Source organism: archaeon CG10_big_fil_rev_8_21_14_0_10_43_11 (genome assembly GCA_002763265.1).
GTDB lineage: Archaea > Nanobdellota > Nanobdellia > PEZQ01 > PEZQ01 > PEZQ01.
Genome location: PEZQ01000006.1, coordinates 23,632 through 42,563, shown reverse-complemented (window position 1 = coordinate 42,563; position 18,932 = coordinate 23,632). Strand labels below are relative to the sequence as shown.

Here is an 18,932-nt window from a genome sequence, read left to right as displayed (position 1 = left end):
TGAACACAACTTACACATTCATAGGGTTATTTTCTTTGAGAAACGCTTCAAGCTCGGAATTATGGTATATCACGCGCTTGTCTGAACTCCGATATACCTGCGTGATTGCATCAACACGCGTTTTCCCACTAGTTCCAATGTCCCAGTACCAATGAGCGCGTAGTTGCCCGCCACTTTGCTTTGTTAAATACACACCCTCAACATGAGCCTGCACTATCTGATATGTTTCGTTTTTCGGACTATTTTTTAGATTGAACCACACAACACAATACTCAGAAGGGTTTTGATTTATTTGTTCAACAAGCTCTTTGATGGTTTGCAGGTCAATAAGAGGTGTGCCATAATCCCACTGTTTTGGTGCACTAGTTTGTTTTGGCTTCAAAAAAGAAAGCAATCCCATACCACTCAAACAAACAAGAGTCATTAAAAAGAGTTACTAGACGTGTATGAGAAGCGCCTTGGGCAGGACTCGAACCTGCGACCTCACGGTTAACAGCCGTGTGCTCTACCTGCTAAGCTACCAAGGCAAAGTACTCATTGACAAAACCTTCACACTTTTTAAACGTTTATGTTAGCAACAAAAATGCAGAAATTCGCTTAAACACGGTTGCCCACTAAGGTGAACAAACAACAGTATGTTCAAACAGTGTCTTACCGGTTATGAGTGCTGTTTTATTGGCACAAAACGTGTGCCGCGCATCACGGCACAAACAGGCATGAGAAGCGAGCAATTCTCGTGCTTGCCCACGTTTTTGAAAAAACCATTCACTGCTTGAGCACTTAAAAGAAAGCGACTGGGAATGGCACCAATTATTTATGTTTTATAAAAAACTTGCAAAAATCTTACGTTAGGTAATCCTCGTTTTTGATTTTTTGCGGCAAGTAGGTCTCACTTGCAAATGAAATACCCTTATTGCTCAATGCTTCAAGCTCGAGCTTCACGCCTTTTTTGAGCATGTGCTTGATTTCGTCTTGCCAGTCCTTTTTTTGGAACCACTGGTAGGCGAGCATTTCCTTGCTGCGCTTTATATCAATATTGGTTAATTTAATAGACACATTATTTGGCAGTTTGAACTTTTCCTGATCATAACTGCTTAAACCAACAAAACGCGCTTTTGGCACTGCCATGCGCTTGCTCTCATAGGCGAGATTGATACTTCCCTGTTTGATAACTGAATAAATGTAGAGACCCCACGGATCGTTATCTACAAATACTATGATAGGGAGTTTTAATTCTTTGTCAATGCGGTGCAACAGTCGTCGCACTCCGCGCGGTGCCATACCCTGACCATGCATGAGAATACAATTATGCTTTTGCCAGAATTTATCTTCATTAAGTCTGCGCCACATGGCGTCTTTTTCACAAAACAAGACAAAGTCAGCATCACAATTTTTGAAATTAATCACGTCATCTTCAACAATGGAAGGAATATTCCAACCCCCACTGCCCATTCTGCGCGCTTCAATAGTGTCACCACTATCCTCAATAGTGATGTTTCCCACAAGTGAACCACGGTTTGACGCGTACAAGTGTAAATCTTCGCGCAAAATGTCAAGTTCAACTTCCAAATCTTCAATCATTGGATTTGATTCTTCCTGTTCTTCAAACGTGTTTTCTTTTGAATTGCTGATTGTGTGCTTGAGCATGTAATACAAGTCACGAATACTTGTTGTCTTGCCGCTTTCAATCAGTTTTTTTGTCTCAGCAGCAACAAGCATGTTTTGCATGAACTTTCGCGCGTGTGCAAGATTCAAATAGTACCTTTTTTGGGTTTTATTGCCAATTTGAAGAATGCCTTTCTTTTCATCATAATAGGTGTTTGAAAGACTTCGAATAGGAATAGAGAGTGTGGGGTTTTTTCGTACCTCTAGTTGTGCGAGAATTTGCTCGCCTAGCTTTTTCAATTTTGCTAAATCGCGTTTACCCTTCTCTTCTGATTGCTTGTTCACCATACTTATCTACCAATAATGAATTAATCACATTTTGAATGCGTTTTTCGTCTTCTCCGGTGAGTTCAGAAAGAGCATTAGCAATTTCTGGTGCGTATTTGACAAATGTGTTCACGCGTTCCTGCTCTTGACGCATCTTAAACTTTCGTCGCAAATACACATTCATTTTTCGCGCAGCTTCCATAATTCCAAGACGCATTTCTTTGATTACTTCAGGATAGCCTGCAATTGCCTGCTTTCCCTCACTTGTAAACGGAACCCACACGCTGCACATGTGCACAATAACAATGAGCGGACCTTTTGGAAAACCACCCGGCACTTCAATACCATATCGTTTCCAATCTGTTTTTTTTATTGCTTGCGTAATTGCGCATGCATAATCCTCATACACTAGTGGCACCTTGTTTGCAACACGCATAACATTTGCTTTCTTATCGCGCGGCAAATCACCACCATACGCGAGCCCTACTTCAATTTGGAATGGCATTCCCCGATACGCTGTTGGCTTTCGCGTTACTGTGGTATAAAACTCAGCAGTAATCTCGCTCTTAATGCTTTTGAGAAGCGCATCCTCACCAATTGGACTTAAACAATCAAGCGGCGGGGCTTGAATTGCAACATTTTGCATTGCTTTGAGAAGCGCTTCAGCATGGTCGCGATTAAGCATGTTTGGTTTTGTCCGGTCGCTTAATTTTGCTTTTGCAAGAATTTCTTGCGCTGTTTTTGCGCCAATGCTTGAGAACTCAGTTCTCATAAAACTGGTGGGTGTCTTTTTTGTTGTGTCACGAAGCATTTTCATTAAGGTGCCCAGCTCAAGTCCTGCAGGGTGCGGTTTGATTCGCTTTGCAAGTTCAGGCAGTTTTTCTGTTGAGCGTTGAAACAAAATCTTCTCGGTTTCTGGTGTAATAAACATAAGTCGCGCGTGAGGATTCACAATAGAGGTTCGCTTAAGGTACTCGTGAATGCTTTGTTTTCCTGTTGCAAGAAACTCAGCTTCAATCTCAAGCTCAACGCGGGTTCCGCGATGATTGAAACTCTTGTCTCCGCCTTCCTCAACAATGTGCGGCTCATTATTTTTCGTGTCAAGAATAAGCTTTATAAAGTGTGCTGGTTCGTTTTTGTCTGTTTTTGAAATAATAAGCGATGATTTTCCGGTAGTGAGCTGTGAATAGAGAACGCATGACGTGATGCCAATACCTTGCTGACCGCGCCCCTGTTTGTTGCCATGAAATTTTGAACCGTATAAAAGTTTTCCAAATGCTTTTGACAAATTCCGTTTTACAATTCCAGGTCCATTATCTTCAATGCAGACAAGAAAACGGTCTTCTCGTCCTTCTACTTTTCTGATTTCAACAAGGATATCAGGCAAGGTTCTTACTTCTTCGCACGCGTCAAGGCTGTTGTCAACTGCTTCTTTGACGCACGTGATAAGTGCTTGGCGCCTGCTTCCAAAACCAAGCAAGTGCCGGTTTTTTTCAAAAAATTCTGCGACAGATACTGCCTTATGTTCTTTTGCAAGTTCTTCTGCATGTATGCCTTCTGCCATTTTTCACTACCATTTTGAGCGTTATAAAAGTGAATTGTTTAAGGAGGGTCACGTTTTTAAATCTATTTGTGGCATAACCGCTACATTTCAAAACCGCGCACAAACCCTGTCTGAAGCTCGTTTTGAGCTCTTTCAAGGAAGCGTGATACTGTTGAATGCATTGCTCCTTCAAGCAACATAGTCACTGCTTTTCGTGCTATTGCAACCTGTTCTGCTTGGCCGATGATACCTATTGTTTTACCATATACTTCGATGTTTGTTCCTGTTTGGCGTTCAATTTTGCGCTTTGATTTACCTTCCCTGCCAATAACTCTTCCCTTGAGGCGCATCATAGAATTCTTTGATTTTCCTGAAAATTCAGTAATGTCAAGCATGTCAAACACGTATGTGTCATGCTGTGTGAGAAGAAGCGCGGTTCGCGCATCAAAACCGCGTGCGATTGCGCGTACTACTGCTTTTGCGGTAAGAAGATTAATGCTCTCGCCTTCAATAAACACTTCGCCATCCTCACGAATGTCAAGGGCAATGTCGAGCGTGTCTTCTAGTTCTTTCTTGATTGTGCCATTCTCGCCTCGAAGCGCGCTCAAGCGTTCTTTTGGTACGCGTATGATTTCACTAAACATTGCCTATCACGTGTTTAAAAAACTCTTCTTCACTTGTTGGCTTTGCGCCAATACTTTTGAGCCATGCAAACATGTTTTTTATATCTTTTGCTAAGAACTCTTTTGCAAGCGGGTGTTGCACGAGCACGCCTGAACTCCAGTCAATAAAAACAGGTTCGCCATTGTGGTTAAGAATGTTGTACTCACTTAAGTCAGCGTGTACTAATTTTGCGTCATTCCATAATGCGTTAATCATGTGTTCAATGCATTCTTTCCAGTCCTGCTTTTTTTTTGGCACGGAATTTTTTGCAAGCGGTGAAGCAAATCCTTTTTTGCCAATAAATTCCATAATAAGGACGTTGTTTTTGATAGCGTAAGGTGTTGGTACGTGAATACCTGCATCACGCGCGCGTAGCATGTTTTGGTATTCTTTTTTTGCCCATGCGTGTACGAGCGTTCGTTTTTTTCGTTTAAGTCCTTGAAAGCGTGGGTCGCCTTTAATATATTTGTTCATTGTTTTGAAATCTGATGCTTCAACAAGAAAAATCTTGACAACAACAGGTTCATCTCGCTGGTTTGTTGCATAAAACACGTGGCTTTCTTTTCCTTCAGCAATTCGTCCAAATAATTCTTTTAGGTACCCACCATCTGAGAGCTTGTATAATGACGTGAGCGTAGTCTTATCAAACACGTTTTGATACGTCTTAAGCTTGTCTTGCCTCATATCTCGGTCTCAAACGCTTTCAAAAAGCCACGGCCGCGCAAGTTTGCTTCCTGTCCTTTGGTGTATAAATGCACAATATCTCCTTTGGTGTCTTCTTCAAGCTCCCATGGTTTTATGATAACAAGGTCGTTTTCGCGAATCCACATCCTGCGTCGTTTTGCACCAGGGATGCGGCACATGCGAACCTTTCCATCAGCACAGCGGACATACATGCGGTACGCGCCTGCTTTTCGCTCGATGTAGCCGAACACTTCGCCTTTATTCTTGTTTGGAAGAATAACGCGCACATGCTCTTCATCAGGTTCGTTTTTTCGTTTTTTATAATACGCCATTAGTCTATTACGAACACGACATGGCTTTTAAAGCTTTGGAGAACTGCCTTGTTCATATTTTTTTATTGTTTCTCGTACGAGATTAGTAAAAACGCTCCACACCATTTCTCCCCAAATTTCGTTAAAATCCGCATATTTTTGCTCGCCTGTTTTACTGTATCTAATAACGTAATCTGAGTGCAAGAATAGCAGCAAGTAGTTTCATCGGTATCGATACTTGATTGAAAGCCAGTCACGCTTGAGCACGCGCTCCTGTGTGAGTTCATCTTCCAAGTTTTTCTCGCCATCAAGAAGGTTAATCAATGTTTTATAGCTCTGCACATTTTTTGAATCCTCCTTAAGCATTGCAGCGTACGCACGTGCATGTCCTGCATTTACTTCATGTGCTTTTCGAAGCATGTGTCCATAACCAATTGTCTCATTTTGATAGGTGACTTCAAGCGTGTCAAAGAGTGTTTCAATCAGAGACTTTTTTGCATCATAATTGGGTTCGTTCCATGACAGAATGCCAAACAACCATGATTTTTTGGTAGGTTCAGGAGGCAGATTAACTGAAACCAGTTTTTCGTCTTTAAAATACAACGGGCAGTGTATGACTTCTTTGAGTGTGTTATGCAAAACAAGCTTTTGCAGTGCATCTTTTGAAGATTTGTCTATTTTTTCAAAATATTGAGATTTTGTAGTGATCTTCTCAAGATAGTCTAAAACCTCATCAATCGAGGATACGTTTTTGTCCATACTTTCTCTGGCAGTATTTGAAATTTATTAATATTATGCGCAAATCATCTATACATTGCTCTCAAACGCATTTTTTATCTGTTGATAGGTTTTTTTTTCACCAAGAAGTTTTTGCAATTTCATCTGCGCATATGTTGGTGTGAGGTTTGATGCAATAATCACCTGTTTCTTGAGTTTTATTCCCACTTCATACCTGCTTAAATCAAAATCACCTTTTGCAGGCGAGGTTATAATAAGGGGAATTGACTGTGCGGCAAGCACTTCAAGCAGGCTTTCTTGTTCAACACGCACATGACCCGCACCATACCCGACAATAACTGCCCCATCAAGACCTAAAAGCGCGTGTTCAAGACGTTTGGGGTCCATTGCGGGTGTTGGTGTGATAAGGTCGGTGTTAAAATTCCAGTCACTATTGTAGGTCATTGTTTTTTTTGGTGTTTTGAAGTGTTGTGTATACTGTGTTACTCTATTTTTTATGACTCCATAATAGGCGTATTCTGGAGTGTCAAACGCGTCTGCATCCCAAATCTCTGTTTTGAGAAGATTTTTGTAGCCAAGAATTTTGTGTGCAAACACAACAGACACCGCATTAAGGGGTGTAAGACATCCTGCAACATCAATCGCGTTTGTTAAATTTTCAATACCATCACTGCCAGACTGACCAATGGGAATTTGTGAACCGGTGAGAACTAGGGGAATGCTTACGTTTTTAAATGATAATCCAAGGTATTGTGCTGTCCATTGCAGCGTGTCCGTGCCATGCGTGATAACAATGCCTTCAACGCCTTTTTCATACGCGCTCATCACACGCTCTCCAAGCGCCTTCCAATGAGCAGTAGTAATGTTTGAGCTGTCAATACTGCTCATGGTTTCTGAACTAAGCTCAATACTGCGCTTTTTTTTGTTGCAAAGCGCACTAACTTCCGGGACGTTATCAATCAATTCTTGTGCACTCTTTGCAGGGACATACGCGTCCTTCTTGTTTTTAACCATAGCAATAGTTCCGCCAGTTCCAATCAAATGAACGCGTTTAGTGAGAGCCATAACTGCATAATCTCAAACCTGCTAACCGAGTTTAGCAGAGCATACCAGAATATTTTCACTGCGTCTTAAAAATCTTTATGGTGTGTTTTTTTCTAGTTTCATTTACATAACTTTTTAAAGCATTTTAACATGTATTGACGTTATGAGCCGTGTAACAAAGGAAACTGTCAAAAAAGTTGCCAGTATCGCGCGTATCAAGCTCTCTGATGAGGAACTGGTGCGATTCTCAAATGATTTTAGCGACGTTTTGGATGCATTCTCAAAACTCGACGAACTTGATGTAGAAGGAACAGTTGCTTCGTTTCATCCTGTTCGCATTGCAAACGTGTTTCGAGAAGACACTCCCAAAAAGTCTCTTACCCCTGCACAGGCACTTTCAAACACAACTCAAAAAGAAGATAGCATGTTCAAAACAGGGAGTATTGCATGATTCACAGATACGTTACTGATGTTCAAAAAGGCAAAGTTGATGCTAAAGACATAGTAGCACAAGCGGTTGAACATGCAAAAAAGCTCAATGAAAAATATCACTTCATGAACACATTTGTTTCTGAGACTGACCTAAAAAAGCAGCTTAAAACCTTTAACAAAAAAGGAAAACTCGCTGGCGTGCCAATTAGTGTAAAAGATTGTATTTGTGTTGAAGGCACAGAAAGCACTGCTGGAAGCAAAATTCTCAAAGGCTACAAACCCGTTTTTGACGCAACAGTTATTGAACGCGTAAAAGCAGAAGGTGCTATTATTATTGGAAAAACAGCTCAAGATGAATTCGGCTACGGCACGTTTGGCACGAATACGGGTATTGGTTACACCCCTGCACGAAATCCTCATGATGCGCGCAGAGTCTGCGGCGGCTCATCAAGCGGGAGTGCAGCATTTACTGCGCTTGCTGATTTTCCTCACCTTAGTATTGCTGAAAGTACAGGCGGAAGCATTGCTGCGCCTGCAAGTTATTGCGGCGTTGCAGGTCTCACACCAACCTATGGGCGCGTTTCACGGTATGGTCTTATTGATTATGCAAATTCCCTTGACAAGATTGGTTCTATGGCTCAACGTGTGCGCGACGCCGGCCTCCTTCTTGAAGTCATGAGTGGAGTTGATTCAAAAGACCCGACCACACTCAACCAAAAAATGTCCTCCCTTTTAACTCCAAAAACCGTTAAAGGACTTGACATAGCGGTTCCAAAAATAATTCACGCAGAGGGTGTTGACAAACGCATTACTGATACGGTTCTTTCTGCTCTTAATGATGCGCGCATTAACTACACTGAAGTTTCAATGCCCCTTAATGACACGTATGGTGTGTGGGATTATTACATGATTGCTATGAGTGAAACGTCAACAAACCTTGCCAAGTACGCGGGTATGCGTTACGGATTGCACCCAAAAAGTGTTGAAAAAGACTACACTACCTTGTTCTCAGAGGTTCGCGAACAAGGCTTTGGTGATGAAGCAAAACGGCGACTGCTTCTTGGCACGTTTGCGCGCATGAGCGGGTATCGCGGAAAATATTATATTAAAGCAATGAAAGTGCGCACAAAAATTATTGCTGAATACAAAAAAATCCTCAAAAAACATTCATTTATTGTTTCACCAGCAATGCCCATACTCCCCCCCACGTTTGAGGATGTTTCAAAACTCACTCCCGTGCAAGTCTACGCGCTTGACTTTTTTGTTTCAGGTCCAAACCTCACCGGCATGCCTCATGCTTCAGTGAAGGTTGGCGCGCTTGAAGGACTTCCCGTTGGCGCGCTTGTTGTTGGAGACCACTTGCAGGAACAAGGCGTGCTCGGCGTGGCACACACCCTCGAGCGAGGTGCACAAAAATGATACTGATAGGTCTTGAAGTGCACGTACAACTCAATACAAAAACAAAACTATTCTGCGCGTGTTCAACTAATTTCAAAGATGAAGGAAAACCAAATACAAACACCTGCCCCACGTGTCTTGGCATGCCTGGTGCTAAACCTTCATTCAATCGGGGCGTGTTTGAAAAAGCTCTTGCTGTTTCACTTGCACTTAATGGAACTATCAGCTCTGAGATGTTTTTTAGCAGAAAAACCTATTTTTATCCAGACATGCCAAAAAACTTTCAAACAACCCAATACGAACTGCCTATCTCGCAAGGCGGTTACTTAATCATCAAAGTTGATGGCAAAGACAAAAAAATCCGGCTTCGACGCGTGCACATTGAAGAAGACCCCGGAAAACTCGTGCACGTTGGCGGGGACATTACTCACTCAAAATACACACTTGTTGACTACAACCGTTCAGGTCTTCCGCTTGTTGAAATCGTAACCGAACCCGACTTGTCAACACCTGCTCAGGCGCGCGAATTCATGCAAAAATTGCGGAGCATTCTCCAGCATCTTGGCGTGTATGAGGACTCGTTTGTTATGAAAGCTGATGCAAATGTTTCTATTCATGGCGGAAACCGTGTTGAAATCAAAAACATCACTGGCGCAAAAAACATTGAAAAAGCATTGCTTTTTGAAATCAGCCGCCAAAAAATGCTTTACGAGCGAAAAACGCCTATTGAACAGCACACACGCCACTTTAACGCTGCATCAGGCATTACAAAGAGCTTGCGCACAAAAGAAGAAGAAGCAGACTATGGCTACATCTTTGAACCAGACCTTCCCCTCTATGATATCAATAAAAAAGCAGTTGCTGATGCAAAGCGCGCCCTGCCTGAGTTGCCTGACGTGCGCATATCCCGGTTTGTTAAAGACCTTGCACTCAATCGTGATGTTGCTGACGCGCTCGTGCTTGTTGATAAGGCATTAGCAGACTTTTTTGAAGCAACATTTAAACACTACAAGAACGCGCAAAACCTTGCAAACTGGACAGCAACGTTTCTGCTTAAGAGCTTACACTACCAAAAGAAAACAATCGCGCAGGTTAGGATTACTCCTCAAAACTTTGCGAAACTACTCTCAATGCTTGAGACTGGAGAGATTACAAACAAAGTGGCAAAAGAAGTGCTCAAAACAGATGAATTCTTGCACGGTGAGAGTCCAAAAACCATTGTTGAAACAAAAGGGTGGAAAACCCTTTCTGATGAAAAAGCGCTTACCCGTGCTGTTGACAAAGCCATGAAGGCACATCAAAAAGCAGTCGCAGACATTAAAGCAGGTCAAGACAAAGCAGTTAATTTCCTGCTTGGGCAAGTCCTTCGAGAACTGGGCGTGTCAGCAGACCTTGACAAGGTCAGACAACTCATTCTAGAACGGGCACGAAAATAAAAAGGGAATGTGTAGTTTTTTTCTCCACTATTTTTATTAGTTGACTTCTTTGATTTAATCATATGTTGAAAGCACCTCTTTTTGGAAGGAATTATGCAAAACATTATAATACATTTATTCGACCCGCAAAAAATATTGATCAGTTTGCCAGAGATGTTATCTTAGGGGCGCAAAATCCCCTTGTCCCCGATTATTTGCCTGAGGTGCGAAACGCCGTTTTCAAAACGCTTCATACTTTTGGTGAAGTGATTGTACATGATCCACAAAATAAAAAAAGATTCTTCCTTCGTGGTTTTGTTCATTTCCAAAAAACTATTGAATCGTTTCCTACAATTACAGAAACATGGGGGTATGAAGGTAAACTGGATATGTTGCTGATTCAGAACCCAAACCAAGAAAAAGTGAGCAAAAATTATGTGGTGTTCGTTCCTGAAGATGCGGTGAGGATTTTTGGCAAGTTTGGTGTAATTGGACCTTTCGAAGCGATAGAGAACTGTTCTGATATTATAAACGACCATTATATTATATTCTCCCCGTCACCTGTTTTTGAAGAGGAAACTATCACGTCCTTCATTGATGTCGAACCGGGGGTACCCGAAATTATTGATACCCTAAAAGAATTCATTTTTGCTGAGAGCAGTGCTGTGCCTGAGAGATTTGTTTTGCATTCATTAGGATATGAAAGTATAAAGCAGGTGAGAGGATTGAATGGGGTTTCACTAGTAGATACAACAAAATCTGATACTTATGAAATAGAAAGTGTCGCTAAACTTTTAGATAGCGTTTCACCTTATCGTTTACTTCCAATTTCCAATTCATATACAAGCTTTGACCCATTTACTACAAAGACATTACCTCATCAGTTTAATCCTTTATTGAGGGATGTTTCTGTGACACAGTTCAGGAATGAGTATAGTCCGATTTCATATCTTATCATCAACCCATCTAATAAGAAAGAATCTGTTGAATTGAGCACTCACATACTCGCATCGGGTAACGTTGATTTGCTAAATGCTCCTGTTGGTCATGAAAGTCTCTTTCCTTACGAGAAGCGTTTCGATACTTTAACGGGGAATACTATCCGCCTTTCTTTATTGCGCGCGAAACTCTTTGGTGGTGTATATTATACAAAGCGCGATGTGTTAAATGCTAACCCACGAAATTTGCGACTTGCTACCGCGGAAGTGAGAACCCATCATGATGACACTCCGCGCCGTTTGTCCCCCGGTCATCTGCGTGCGGCAAAGTCTATTTTTGATGAAAGTCGATCTAACTTTAGAATGTATGTTCAAGAAGAAGTAACTGAATGAAAATAAAACAAAGAATTGTGAGCGCGTGTACGCTCAAATTTTAATTAATTTTTAAGGAGTAAGCCTGTTTTGGTCTCGGGCAAAAAGCGTTCCTTCACGAATGTTTGACAAGCCCAAAACAGTCATAGTCAAGCGCTCCAAGCCAAAACTCCAACCACTATGTGGCGGACACCCATATCTAAATGCGTCAAGGTAAAACTTGAACTTTGCAGGGTCAAGCCCTTTTGCACGCAATTGCTTTTCAAGAATATCTACTTTATGCACACGAGTCGCGCCAGACAATAATTCCATACCCCCATACAATGCGTCATAGGCAAGACACACGTTTTCATTGCCTTCTTTTGGCATTGAATAAAATGCGCGAACGTTAGTTGGCCACTCTTGAATGAACACAAAGTTTTCTTCACCATGCACCTTGCAAAGCATTCGCTCAGCTTCAGGAGTTAGATCTTGACCCCACTCAATTGTAATGCCCTCGTTTGCAAGTTGCTTGAGTGCTTCAGTGTAGGTAATGCGCACTGCTTTTGGTACTTTCAAATCACGCTTAAGCAATTTCAACTCATTCTTGCACTCTTTTTTAACTGTCTTGATAATATGGATTAACACTTCTTCAAGATAGTCAAGAGCTTCAGTATCATTTGCCCATGCAACTTCAATATCATACTGGCGTGCTTCGTTCAAATGTCGTGGTGTTGCATGCGGTTCTGCGCGCCACACTGGAGTTGTCATAAAGACTTTATCAAAACCTGATGCGAGCACCATTTGCTTGTACAATTGCGGGCTTTGTGCCAGAAACGCTTCTTTATCAAAATAAATGACCGGAAACAATTCCGCACCTCCTTCACTTGCTGCTGCAATCACGCACGGAGGCTGGATTTCAGTAAAACCTTTATTGTAAAAGTGTTGGCGAAACGCGTTACTCATCACGCTTTGAATGCGAAAAATCGCTTGCTGTTCAGGCTTTCGAAGATCTAAAAAGCGCCAGTCAAGTCGCGCGTCAAGACCTGAATTTGCATGACCTGAAATATCTAGCGGAACCGGTTGTTCTGCTTTGTTAACAAGCTCAATTTTTTCTGGGCTTATTTCTTTTCCGCCAGGTGCCTGCGGCACGTTTTTGATAATTCCCGTTACGAGAATAACACTTTCTTTGGTGAGGGTATCAACTGCATTAAACACCTCTTTGTTTGAAGTCTTTTTATTAACGGTAACCTGAATTTTTCCTGTTTTGTCCCGAAGCCAAATAAATTTGAGGCCTCCAAGAATTTTTAGTTCATCAACCCAGCCGCCAAGCGTGACTTTGCCGGATTTTTTGAATGCTTCTGCAGTTGATATTAGTTTCATATGGTATCAATCCTCCACGTTTTGTGGGGTTGTGAGTAGTAAGAGGTGTTTTGCCCTTTTTTAGTCTTTCTTTCGTAGAAGAAAGGTTGGACGATACACTTTCTTGCCATCTTTTCGTTGCGTGACAAGTGAACTCGTTTTTTTAAATGTGCAGTCATGTGTTTTTCTAAACTCGCGCACAAAATCAAATGCTTTGCCTGCATTTGCAAAATGCATGTCAGTACCCTCTTTTTTAGTGATAACTTCCTTTACATACTCTGCGTAGGGTCCAAGTACGCGTTCATTAAAATCAAACCCACGCAATTGCACGTTTGCACGATACTGTTGAGGGTTGCAATACTTGCACACAAACGAGGTGATGTCTGCTTGTGTGTTCTCGCCAAATGTTTGCTTGAGAAAATCTTCAACGCCCATAGTCACTTTTTTATTTGCGTGATAGATAGTGCCACATTTTGAGCATTGGCGCAAGCGAACAATCCTTTGCGGGTGTGCTTCAATAGAGCAATCACTGCAAAATACACTTTCATTAATGGTTTTGCCGCAAAGCGCGCAAAAACGAGTGGTAATACTCATAACTGCTAACAAAAGAGCTTGAGCGCTTTTAAAAGTCTTTGCAAGAACCCCCCTTACCTTATGTGCGGCGCTCTTCAACTACAAATATTTGTGCGTGCATCACGCCATCAATACGCACAGTTTCGTTTTCTTTTACAAACCCGTGTTTGATAAGAAATGACACGCTCTTGTTTCCAATTGCGTTTACCATGGATGCGCCGCGAATCACGTCAAGCGCTCTTTTGTTACGCAGATGTTCGCCTTGATAAAAGCGCGGATTAACAAAAAAATCATCACTAAGAGTCTTGCCTATAAGTTCTGTATCGCATAATGCCACAACTATTTCTTTAAACCCCTGCTGTTCAACCTCATGAATGCGCACTAACATGGTATCCTAAATGTTTTGAACAGGACGCGTTGCACCGCACGCTGCACATTTGAGAAACGTAACGCGGTTCTCTTTTTGCATATGCGTGTCAGGTTTTCCGCACTCAGTGCATATTACAAATTCTTTGAGATATTTCTTGATTTTGTCAGCAATTTGCGTGCCAGAAAATTTTCCTATAAATACTGCCTTACCACTTTCAATAACTGCGCTTGTTGCAAGCTCTTTTGACAAGAACTTTAAGACATGTTCCTTGTCGCGGTTAATGTAGTCAATGATTTTTGCGAAATTTGAAAAAATTGTTTTCTTTCCCTGAATAAAGCTTTCAACACTTGGCACAGTAAAACGTGATTTTTTAAACACTTCCTCAGGCAGTTCTTTTCGCGCTTTTTCCAATAATTGCTTGTATGCAGACTCATCCATAAGTAGAACACGATAAATCCCTGCTTTTTATAGTTTTGCTAAAAAGAATTTACTCCAAAACTTTCAGCTTGTTTGGTTCTGGCTCGTACACGTCACCTTTATCCATCAAGTTTCGCACAATGGCAATGACTTGGTCGCGGGTCTTGCCGCTCTTTTCAATAATCAGGTTAATATCCGCACCATGACCTGCATCAAGCGAGCGAATCACTGATACGAGTTGGCGCGCGCTCACTAACTCTTCTGCTTTGGGCACAGGAGCCGGCGTTTTTTGCTCAGCTTTAGGCTCTTCAAGAGATTTTTGTGCGCTCGCAGGAGTTTTTTGCTCAACCGGTTTTGCCGAACTTGCTTCTTTGGCGCTTACTGGCGTTTGCTCACCTGGCACTTGTTTTTGCTCTTGAATCTGTTGTGGCACTGCTGGTTTTGTTGCAATCGCGTCAGCCTTGGTTTGTGGCAAATCGCTTTCGACCACGTTTGCGCGCGCAAGCACATCCTTTGGTTTGCCACGCAATTTTACTAACTCAAGCCGGCGTGCTACCTCCCAATTGGGGTTTCGAATGTTAGTAATAATTGCCGGTGCAAGATACACTTCCCCCTCATATTCGCGAACGTTTCCAAAAAAGTTCACTAAATCCCCCACGTCCAAACGGCTAAAACGATTAACATCCTCTTTCCACGCTTTTGCGCGGATTGTTGCGCTCCCATCATCAAGTATGATAGCAGCATAATTGTTATCATCAGACACAAACTTTGACACAACCGTTGCAATCGTGTTCACGCGATACACCCTATCAGCCTCAACAGTCAGACAATCCCCGGTGTACGTTCCTAACTTAACTTGGGATAACCAGTATTTTTTAAATACAAATTTTTCCTGCTCGTCCATCAAAATACCCTGACACCTTTGACTGCTTTAAACGTTTAGATAATAGAGAACAAAAATCATGCCAAACTATTTCATGCGTGAGAGCCTGCCATGACGCGGCTCGTACACTTCGCCGTTCTTCTTCATCTTGCTAATAATCTCTTCAGCCTTACCTTCGTCAATGCCCCGCGCAGCAGCTGCTTTAAGCACGTCTTCTATAGGAATTTGCTCGCCATGCTTTGATTCAAGCTCTTTGAAAATATCTTTTAGCACAAGTATCTTATTGCGCTGCGACTGCGAGATACCCGTAACAATTCGGTCAATATCAAGCTCGCCCGTCTCCGGGTCAATACCCACTTGATTCATGCTATACTGCAATAACTCAATTGACCTTCGTGCATCACTCTTCTCAACTTTGTTGTGCAGGCGAATGCGCGCGTTTGCTTCAGCAAGACGAACTAATGCTTCTAATTGGCGCGCACTAATCGGTATAGCGCTCAATTCTTTTTCATCCATGCCTTTGCGCGTTCGAAGCTTCACATAAAAGTTTGAAATCTCTTCAATGGCTTCATCAGTAAGCGCAGGTTTGCACGTTTTTTTGGCAAACGCCACGTATTTTCGAAACAGACTCGCTTCATAGGGTGCGTCAAATTCCTTAGGATTTTTATGAATTTGCAACACATGCTTTGCAATCTTTTCGTCACGCTGCTGGTCAGGAATGTCTTGTACCGTAAAAATAAGGTCAAAACGATTAATCAGGGTTGGTTGCAAATTAATCTGCTCAGTAATCACCGTATACGGGTCAAAACGGCCGAGTTTTGGGTTTGCAGCAGCAAGCACGCTTGCTTGCGCATTGAGCGTTGCATGAATGTTTGCTTTGTTAATAGTTACGGTTTGCTGAGCCATAGCCTCGTGCATGGCAACACGGTCTTCATGATCCATCTTGTCAAACTCGTCAACAACGGCAACACCCTTGTTTGCAAGCACCAATGCGCCAGCTTCTAAAATCCAATCCTTTGAAATCTCATCTTTGATAACCGTGGCTGTCAGTCCTGCCGCGCTCGTGCCCTTACCCGTTACATACACGCTTTTTGGCGCTAAACGATGCATGTACGTGAGCATTTGCGACTTACCGGTTCCTGGATCGCCAACAAGCAAGATGTGCACATCTCCGCGTGAACTCGTGCCATCTTTTCTCATTTTTCGCACGCCTCCAAAGATTTGAAGCACGAGCGCATCCTTAATCTCATCATACCCTAAGATGTTTGGTGCAATGGACTTTCGCAATTTCAAGTATAAATCTGGTTCTTTGCTAATTTCTTTAATCTTTTCTTCATCTTCCTTGCTGATATCAAGGGATTCAAACTCTTTTTGAATCGGTTCAACATTATTTGTTTCCAAGATAAACTCGTAGCGCGTACTCTGACCGCCTGTTCTGAGCACCACGGGGTATTCTTTGAGAACACCGATTAGTCGAACTTTATTTCCAGGAAGGATTTCTTTTTCGCGTGTTGGAGAAACCAAATCATCCTCTAAAAACGCGAACAAACGCTTTGGCTGCTCACCGCCATCAAGGGTTTCAGGACTCTCTTCAATGGTCACGTTTACCGTGTCAATTAACAACTGTTTTTTGAGCTTAAAGCGTGCTCGCACGCAATTATTTACGCAATGTGTTGGCTCAGTGAACTTAGTTTCGCGCTGCTTTACAATATTGTCTGCACCGCACGTAGAACACTCAAAAACTGCTGCTTTTGAAACGGGCCTGACTTCGCTTGCATTACGAATTGTTCCTTCAATTGCAAAAAACTTGCCAATGTGTTCGCTGCGAATATTTCGAATCGGCACAATCATGCCTGCAGGCACGTTCACAAAACGCAGATTAATATCTGTGCGTGGCAAATCAATGTTTTGCAAAGCTTTTTTGAAACTATCAATCGTCTTTTTTGGATGTTTTTCAATCGCGTCAGCAAGCTCAGCATTGGTAATAGAAAGCACGGCATAATCAATAAATAAGCTCTTGCTGTCACTTTCAGTAGCGTCAACAAGCTCGCGATAATACGTATCGCGCAAGAATTCTTCGAATAGCTGAATTATCTTTGTTTCCTTAAGCTCCTGTTCTTGTTCCATCACTGAGACCCTTTAATGTGGATACCAGTGTATCTACGGCTTCGTTTATCTCTTTAATGTTTACTGCTCCCGTACATACAATTTTACCCGTGCCAAATAACAAGAAGGTGATGTGGCTGTGAGGCAATTTGTACACAAGACCGGGAAACTGTTCAGGCTCGTATTCAGCGTATTTAAGGTCAAACACAAGCTGGTTGAGGTTTAAGCGCATGTGAATGTCGCCACTTGCAACAATATTTTGGACTTTGATGTCTGGTTCTTTGGTGACTTCAACGCCAATTGTTTTGAGCGCTTCAATAATCTTTTGAACAGCTAAGTTAATGTCTTCACGTTCTTTTGCGCCTGTGCACACGACTTTTCCGCTGCTAAACAAAAGCGCGCTCACTTTTGGGTCGCGAATACGAAACACCAATCCTGGAAACTGTTCGGGATCGTATTCCGTGTTTTTGATTTCAGTGCTGACTTTTTCTAGAGGTATTTCAACGTGCAAGGAAACAGATGCAACAATATTTTGAACCGTGATATCTCCTTTAAGAGAGTCTTCATGTATTTCATCAACCATTTTTAATCACCCTTTTTATACCCTATTTAAAGGAACTAGGGTATTTAAATGGTTTGATAACACGACCTATAGTTAAAACCACTGGGAATCGCGTGGATAAAAGGCAAAAAGCACACTCTTTTTGCCGCTTTTGTAATCAAAAATTGCTTCTTTTGAAAACCCTTTACCTGCTTGAAAAAAACACCAGGAACCATTTACATTCACGCTCACAAGCGTGCTTACTGGTTCTTTCTTTTCATAGGCAACGCCAAGAATTGCAGGAAGCGCGCTTTCTCGTGCACGATACACTCCAAGAAGAGCACAATCAAGCGGGTCCCACTCGTTTTTCTCAAGAATTCCTTGCAATTCATACCCGCGTGCAAACTCTGTTATTGGCTGATTCCACTCTTTTAGTTTCTTAAAAGAAACACGTTCTTTTGTTTCTAACTTTTTGGTATGGTCTGCTAACAGCGTGTCTACACTGCATTGCTCATACGCGTCAAGTGAACCTGCAACAAAAAATGGTACGTCTTCAAAGCGCCAATACAACAAGTCCCCCATGCTTCGTGCACGGACTTTTTTATGATTACGCATGTTTTGCACGTCATAGCACAAAAAATCAATCATGTCAAGCACTTCACCCCATAAAATCGCTGAAACGTACGTGTTTTGCACGTCTGGGGCTACATTGTTACTAACAACAAGAGGCATCATGTTTGGCATACTGCTCACTACTCTTCTTTAAAGAGTATATAACCTTTGCTAAACTGGATTTTTGTAAAACCTTCAGGCGCTTCAACGCGTTCTTCAATCCAAGAGGATTCAAGTGCGTACTCCTTACCATTGAGCGTGAGCATGATAATGCCCTCTTTTGTATTTTTTTTCACACTCTCAGCACTCAATGTCGCAATCTTTCCTATAATAATTGGCGTATCCTTGCCATATTGTTCTTCAACCTTTTCATAATCAACGCGCAAACCCCTGCGCACACCTTCAGGGTCAAATGCTTGAGCGCGCAAATGCGTGATTCCGGTGTGTTTTGCAATAAGACTTCCCTGCTCTTCGAGCATGCTCAGCACGCCCTCATCTTTTGTGACAAGCGTTACCTGCTTAGGCGTTTTAGAAAGAAGCACGCTCAACTCTATGATAACTGGAATCATACTCTGTTTTGTGTTGGTTTCTGTTTTTAATCATTCTTGTAATGGGTTTG

Annotated in this window: 21 protein-coding genes and 1 tRNA gene; 4 read left to right on the top strand and 18 right to left on the bottom strand. The window is 42.1% G+C overall.

Features of this window, described 5'->3' with window-relative positions; all coding sequences use genetic code 11:
* Nucleotides 1-10: 10 nt before the first annotated feature.
* The 9 genes from COT72_02755 to COT72_02715 form a co-directional block, all read right to left on the bottom strand.
* The gene (locus COT72_02755) at nt 11-400 is read right to left on the bottom strand and encodes a hypothetical protein (protein PIO00064.1); all 390 of its coding nucleotides are present in this window, start codon (nt 398-400) and stop codon (nt 11-13) included.
* A gap of 54 nt (nt 401-454) precedes the next feature.
* Nucleotides 455-527 (bottom strand) — tRNA-Asn (locus COT72_02750).
* 316 nt (nt 528-843) lie between these two features.
* Nucleotides 844-1,953, bottom strand: a complete 1,110-nt coding sequence (locus tag COT72_02745) for a DNA topoisomerase VI (protein ID PIO00063.1) — start codon at nt 1,951-1,953, stop codon at nt 844-846.
* Entirely contained in the window at nt 1,922-3,496 is a 1,575-nt protein-coding gene (locus COT72_02740) for a DNA topoisomerase VI subunit B (GenBank protein PIO00062.1), read from the bottom strand. The genes COT72_02745 and COT72_02740 overlap by 32 nt, the downstream gene beginning before the upstream one ends.
* 80 nt (nt 3,497-3,576) lie before the next feature.
* On the bottom strand, nt 3,577-4,119 hold the full coding sequence (locus COT72_02735; GenBank protein ID PIO00061.1) for an RNA-processing protein: 543 nt from the start codon (nt 4,117-4,119) through the stop codon (nt 3,577-3,579).
* The gene (locus COT72_02730; protein PIO00060.1) at nt 4,112-4,822 is read right to left on the bottom strand and encodes a serine/threonine protein kinase; all 711 of its coding nucleotides are present in this window, start codon (nt 4,820-4,822) and stop codon (nt 4,112-4,114) included. Before COT72_02730 ends, COT72_02735 begins: the two co-directional genes overlap by 8 nt.
* A complete protein-coding gene (locus COT72_02725) occupies nt 4,819-5,154 on the bottom strand; it encodes a translation initiation factor 1A (protein PIO00059.1) in 336 nt (111 codons plus the stop codon). Before COT72_02725 ends, COT72_02730 begins: the two co-directional genes overlap by 4 nt.
* A gap of 201 nt (nt 5,155-5,355) precedes the next feature.
* A complete protein-coding gene (locus COT72_02720; protein ID PIO00058.1) occupies nt 5,356-5,892 on the bottom strand; it encodes a hypothetical protein in 537 nt (178 codons plus the stop codon).
* Between the two features lie 48 nt (nt 5,893-5,940).
* The gene (locus COT72_02715; protein PIO00057.1) at nt 5,941-6,936 is read right to left on the bottom strand and encodes a hypothetical protein; all 996 of its coding nucleotides are present in this window, start codon (nt 6,934-6,936) and stop codon (nt 5,941-5,943) included.
* A gap of 142 nt (nt 6,937-7,078) precedes the next feature.
* On the opposite strand from COT72_02715, the gene COT72_02710 reads away from it, so the two are divergent.
* The 4 genes from COT72_02710 (at nt 7,079) to COT72_02695 (ending at nt 11,491) form a co-directional block, all read left to right on the top strand.
* The gene (locus COT72_02710) at nt 7,079-7,366 is read left to right on the top strand and encodes an Asp-tRNA(Asn)/Glu-tRNA(Gln) amidotransferase GatCAB subunit C (GenBank protein PIO00056.1); all 288 of its coding nucleotides are present in this window, start codon (nt 7,079-7,081) and stop codon (nt 7,364-7,366) included.
* Complete coding sequence (locus COT72_02705) at nt 7,363-8,766, top strand: Asp-tRNA(Asn)/Glu-tRNA(Gln) amidotransferase subunit GatA (protein PIO00055.1); 1,404 nt, start codon at nt 7,363-7,365, stop codon at nt 8,764-8,766. The genes COT72_02710 and COT72_02705 overlap by 4 nt, the downstream gene beginning before the upstream one ends.
* Nucleotides 8,763-10,181, top strand: a complete 1,419-nt coding sequence (locus COT72_02700; protein ID PIO00054.1) for an Asp-tRNA(Asn)/Glu-tRNA(Gln) amidotransferase GatCAB subunit B — start codon at nt 8,763-8,765, stop codon at nt 10,179-10,181. Before COT72_02705 ends, COT72_02700 begins: the two co-directional genes overlap by 4 nt.
* 62 nt (nt 10,182-10,243) lie before the next feature.
* A complete protein-coding gene (locus COT72_02695; GenBank protein ID PIO00053.1) occupies nt 10,244-11,491 on the top strand; it encodes a hypothetical protein in 1,248 nt (415 codons plus the stop codon).
* Between the two features lie 51 nt (nt 11,492-11,542).
* Here the strand turns inward: COT72_02695 and COT72_02690 are convergent, their stop codons facing one another.
* From COT72_02690 to COT72_02650, 9 genes are all read right to left on the bottom strand, one after another.
* Nucleotides 11,543-12,832 (bottom strand): aspartate--tRNA(Asn) ligase, encoded by a 1,290-nt coding sequence (locus COT72_02690; GenBank protein ID PIO00052.1) that lies wholly within the window; start codon nt 12,830-12,832, stop codon nt 11,543-11,545.
* A gap of 60 nt (nt 12,833-12,892) precedes the next feature.
* A complete protein-coding gene (locus tag COT72_02685; GenBank protein PIO00051.1) occupies nt 12,893-13,405 on the bottom strand; it encodes a hypothetical protein in 513 nt (170 codons plus the stop codon).
* A 58-nt stretch (nt 13,406-13,463) separates the two neighbouring features.
* Entirely contained in the window at nt 13,464-13,772 is a 309-nt protein-coding gene (locus COT72_02680; protein PIO00050.1) for a hypothetical protein, read from the bottom strand.
* A gap of 6 nt (nt 13,773-13,778) precedes the next feature.
* Complete coding sequence (locus COT72_02675; protein ID PIO00049.1) at nt 13,779-14,192, bottom strand: translation initiation factor IF-2 subunit beta; 414 nt, start codon at nt 14,190-14,192, stop codon at nt 13,779-13,781.
* A 49-nt stretch (nt 14,193-14,241) separates the two neighbouring features.
* Nucleotides 14,242-15,075, bottom strand: a complete 834-nt coding sequence (locus tag COT72_02670) for a hypothetical protein (protein PIO00048.1) — start codon at nt 15,073-15,075, stop codon at nt 14,242-14,244.
* A gap of 66 nt (nt 15,076-15,141) precedes the next feature.
* Nucleotides 15,142-17,181 carry an AAA family ATPase gene (locus COT72_02665; GenBank protein PIO00047.1) on the bottom strand — a complete coding sequence of 680 codons (2,040 nt, stop codon included), beginning with the start codon at nt 17,179-17,181 and terminating at the stop codon, nt 15,142-15,144.
* Nucleotides 17,159-17,743: a TATA-box-binding protein gene (locus tag COT72_02660; GenBank protein ID PIO00046.1), complete on the bottom strand. Its 585-nt coding sequence runs from the start codon at nt 17,741-17,743 to the stop codon at nt 17,159-17,161. The genes COT72_02665 and COT72_02660 overlap by 23 nt, the downstream gene beginning before the upstream one ends.
* 72 nt (nt 17,744-17,815) lie before the next feature.
* On the bottom strand, nt 17,816-18,436 hold the full coding sequence (locus tag COT72_02655; GenBank protein ID PIO00045.1) for a hypothetical protein: 621 nt from the start codon (nt 18,434-18,436) through the stop codon (nt 17,816-17,818).
* A 17-nt stretch (nt 18,437-18,453) separates the two neighbouring features.
* Nucleotides 18,454-18,882 carry a hypothetical protein gene (locus tag COT72_02650; GenBank protein PIO00044.1) on the bottom strand — a complete coding sequence of 143 codons (429 nt, stop codon included), beginning with the start codon at nt 18,880-18,882 and terminating at the stop codon, nt 18,454-18,456.
* Nucleotides 18,883-18,932 lie beyond the last annotated feature (50 nt).

What these genes read in the sequence shown, in the direction of transcription:
- COT72_02755 (PIO00064.1), bottom strand. Translation starts at nt 400, where the DNA reads ATGGGATTGCTTTCTTTTTTGAAGCCAAAACAAACTAGTGCACCAAAA.
- COT72_02745 (PIO00063.1), bottom strand. Translation starts at nt 1,953, where the DNA reads ATGGTGAACAAGCAATCAGAAGAGAAGGGTAAACGCGATTTAGCAAAA.
- COT72_02740 (PIO00062.1), bottom strand. Translation starts at nt 3,496, where the DNA reads ATGGCAGAAGGCATACATGCAGAAGAACTTGCAAAAGAACATAAGGCA.
- COT72_02735 (PIO00061.1), bottom strand. Translation starts at nt 4,119, where the DNA reads ATGTTTAGTGAAATCATACGCGTACCAAAAGAACGCTTGAGCGCGCTT.
- COT72_02730 (PIO00060.1), bottom strand. Translation starts at nt 4,822, where the DNA reads ATGAGGCAAGACAAGCTTAAGACGTATCAAAACGTGTTTGATAAGACT.
- COT72_02725 (PIO00059.1), bottom strand. Translation starts at nt 5,154, where the DNA reads ATGGCGTATTATAAAAAACGAAAAAACGAACCTGATGAAGAGCATGTG.
- COT72_02720 (PIO00058.1), bottom strand. Translation starts at nt 5,892, where the DNA reads ATGGACAAAAACGTATCCTCGATTGATGAGGTTTTAGACTATCTTGAG.
- COT72_02715 (PIO00057.1), bottom strand. Translation starts at nt 6,936, where the DNA reads ATGGCTCTCACTAAACGCGTTCATTTGATTGGAACTGGCGGAACTATT.
- COT72_02710 (PIO00056.1), top strand. Translation starts at nt 7,079, where the DNA reads ATGAGCCGTGTAACAAAGGAAACTGTCAAAAAAGTTGCCAGTATCGCG.
- COT72_02705 (PIO00055.1), top strand. Translation starts at nt 7,363, where the DNA reads ATGATTCACAGATACGTTACTGATGTTCAAAAAGGCAAAGTTGATGCT.
- COT72_02700 (PIO00054.1), top strand. Translation starts at nt 8,763, where the DNA reads ATGATACTGATAGGTCTTGAAGTGCACGTACAACTCAATACAAAAACA.
- COT72_02695 (PIO00053.1), top strand. Translation starts at nt 10,244, where the DNA reads ATGTTGAAAGCACCTCTTTTTGGAAGGAATTATGCAAAACATTATAAT.
- COT72_02690 (PIO00052.1), bottom strand. Translation starts at nt 12,832, where the DNA reads ATGAAACTAATATCAACTGCAGAAGCATTCAAAAAATCCGGCAAAGTC.
- COT72_02685 (PIO00051.1), bottom strand. Translation starts at nt 13,405, where the DNA reads ATGAGTATTACCACTCGTTTTTGCGCGCTTTGCGGCAAAACCATTAAT.
- COT72_02680 (PIO00050.1), bottom strand. Translation starts at nt 13,772, where the DNA reads ATGTTAGTGCGCATTCATGAGGTTGAACAGCAGGGGTTTAAAGAAATA.
- COT72_02675 (PIO00049.1), bottom strand. Translation starts at nt 14,192, where the DNA reads ATGGATGAGTCTGCATACAAGCAATTATTGGAAAAAGCGCGAAAAGAA.
- COT72_02670 (PIO00048.1), bottom strand. Translation starts at nt 15,075, where the DNA reads ATGGACGAGCAGGAAAAATTTGTATTTAAAAAATACTGGTTATCCCAA.
- COT72_02665 (PIO00047.1), bottom strand. Translation starts at nt 17,181, where the DNA reads ATGGAACAAGAACAGGAGCTTAAGGAAACAAAGATAATTCAGCTATTC.
- COT72_02660 (PIO00046.1), bottom strand. Translation starts at nt 17,743, where the DNA reads ATGGTTGATGAAATACATGAAGACTCTCTTAAAGGAGATATCACGGTT.
- COT72_02655 (PIO00045.1), bottom strand. Translation starts at nt 18,436, where the DNA reads ATGATGCCTCTTGTTGTTAGTAACAATGTAGCCCCAGACGTGCAAAAC.
- COT72_02650 (PIO00044.1), bottom strand. Translation starts at nt 18,882, where the DNA reads ATGATTCCAGTTATCATAGAGTTGAGCGTGCTTCTTTCTAAAACGCCT.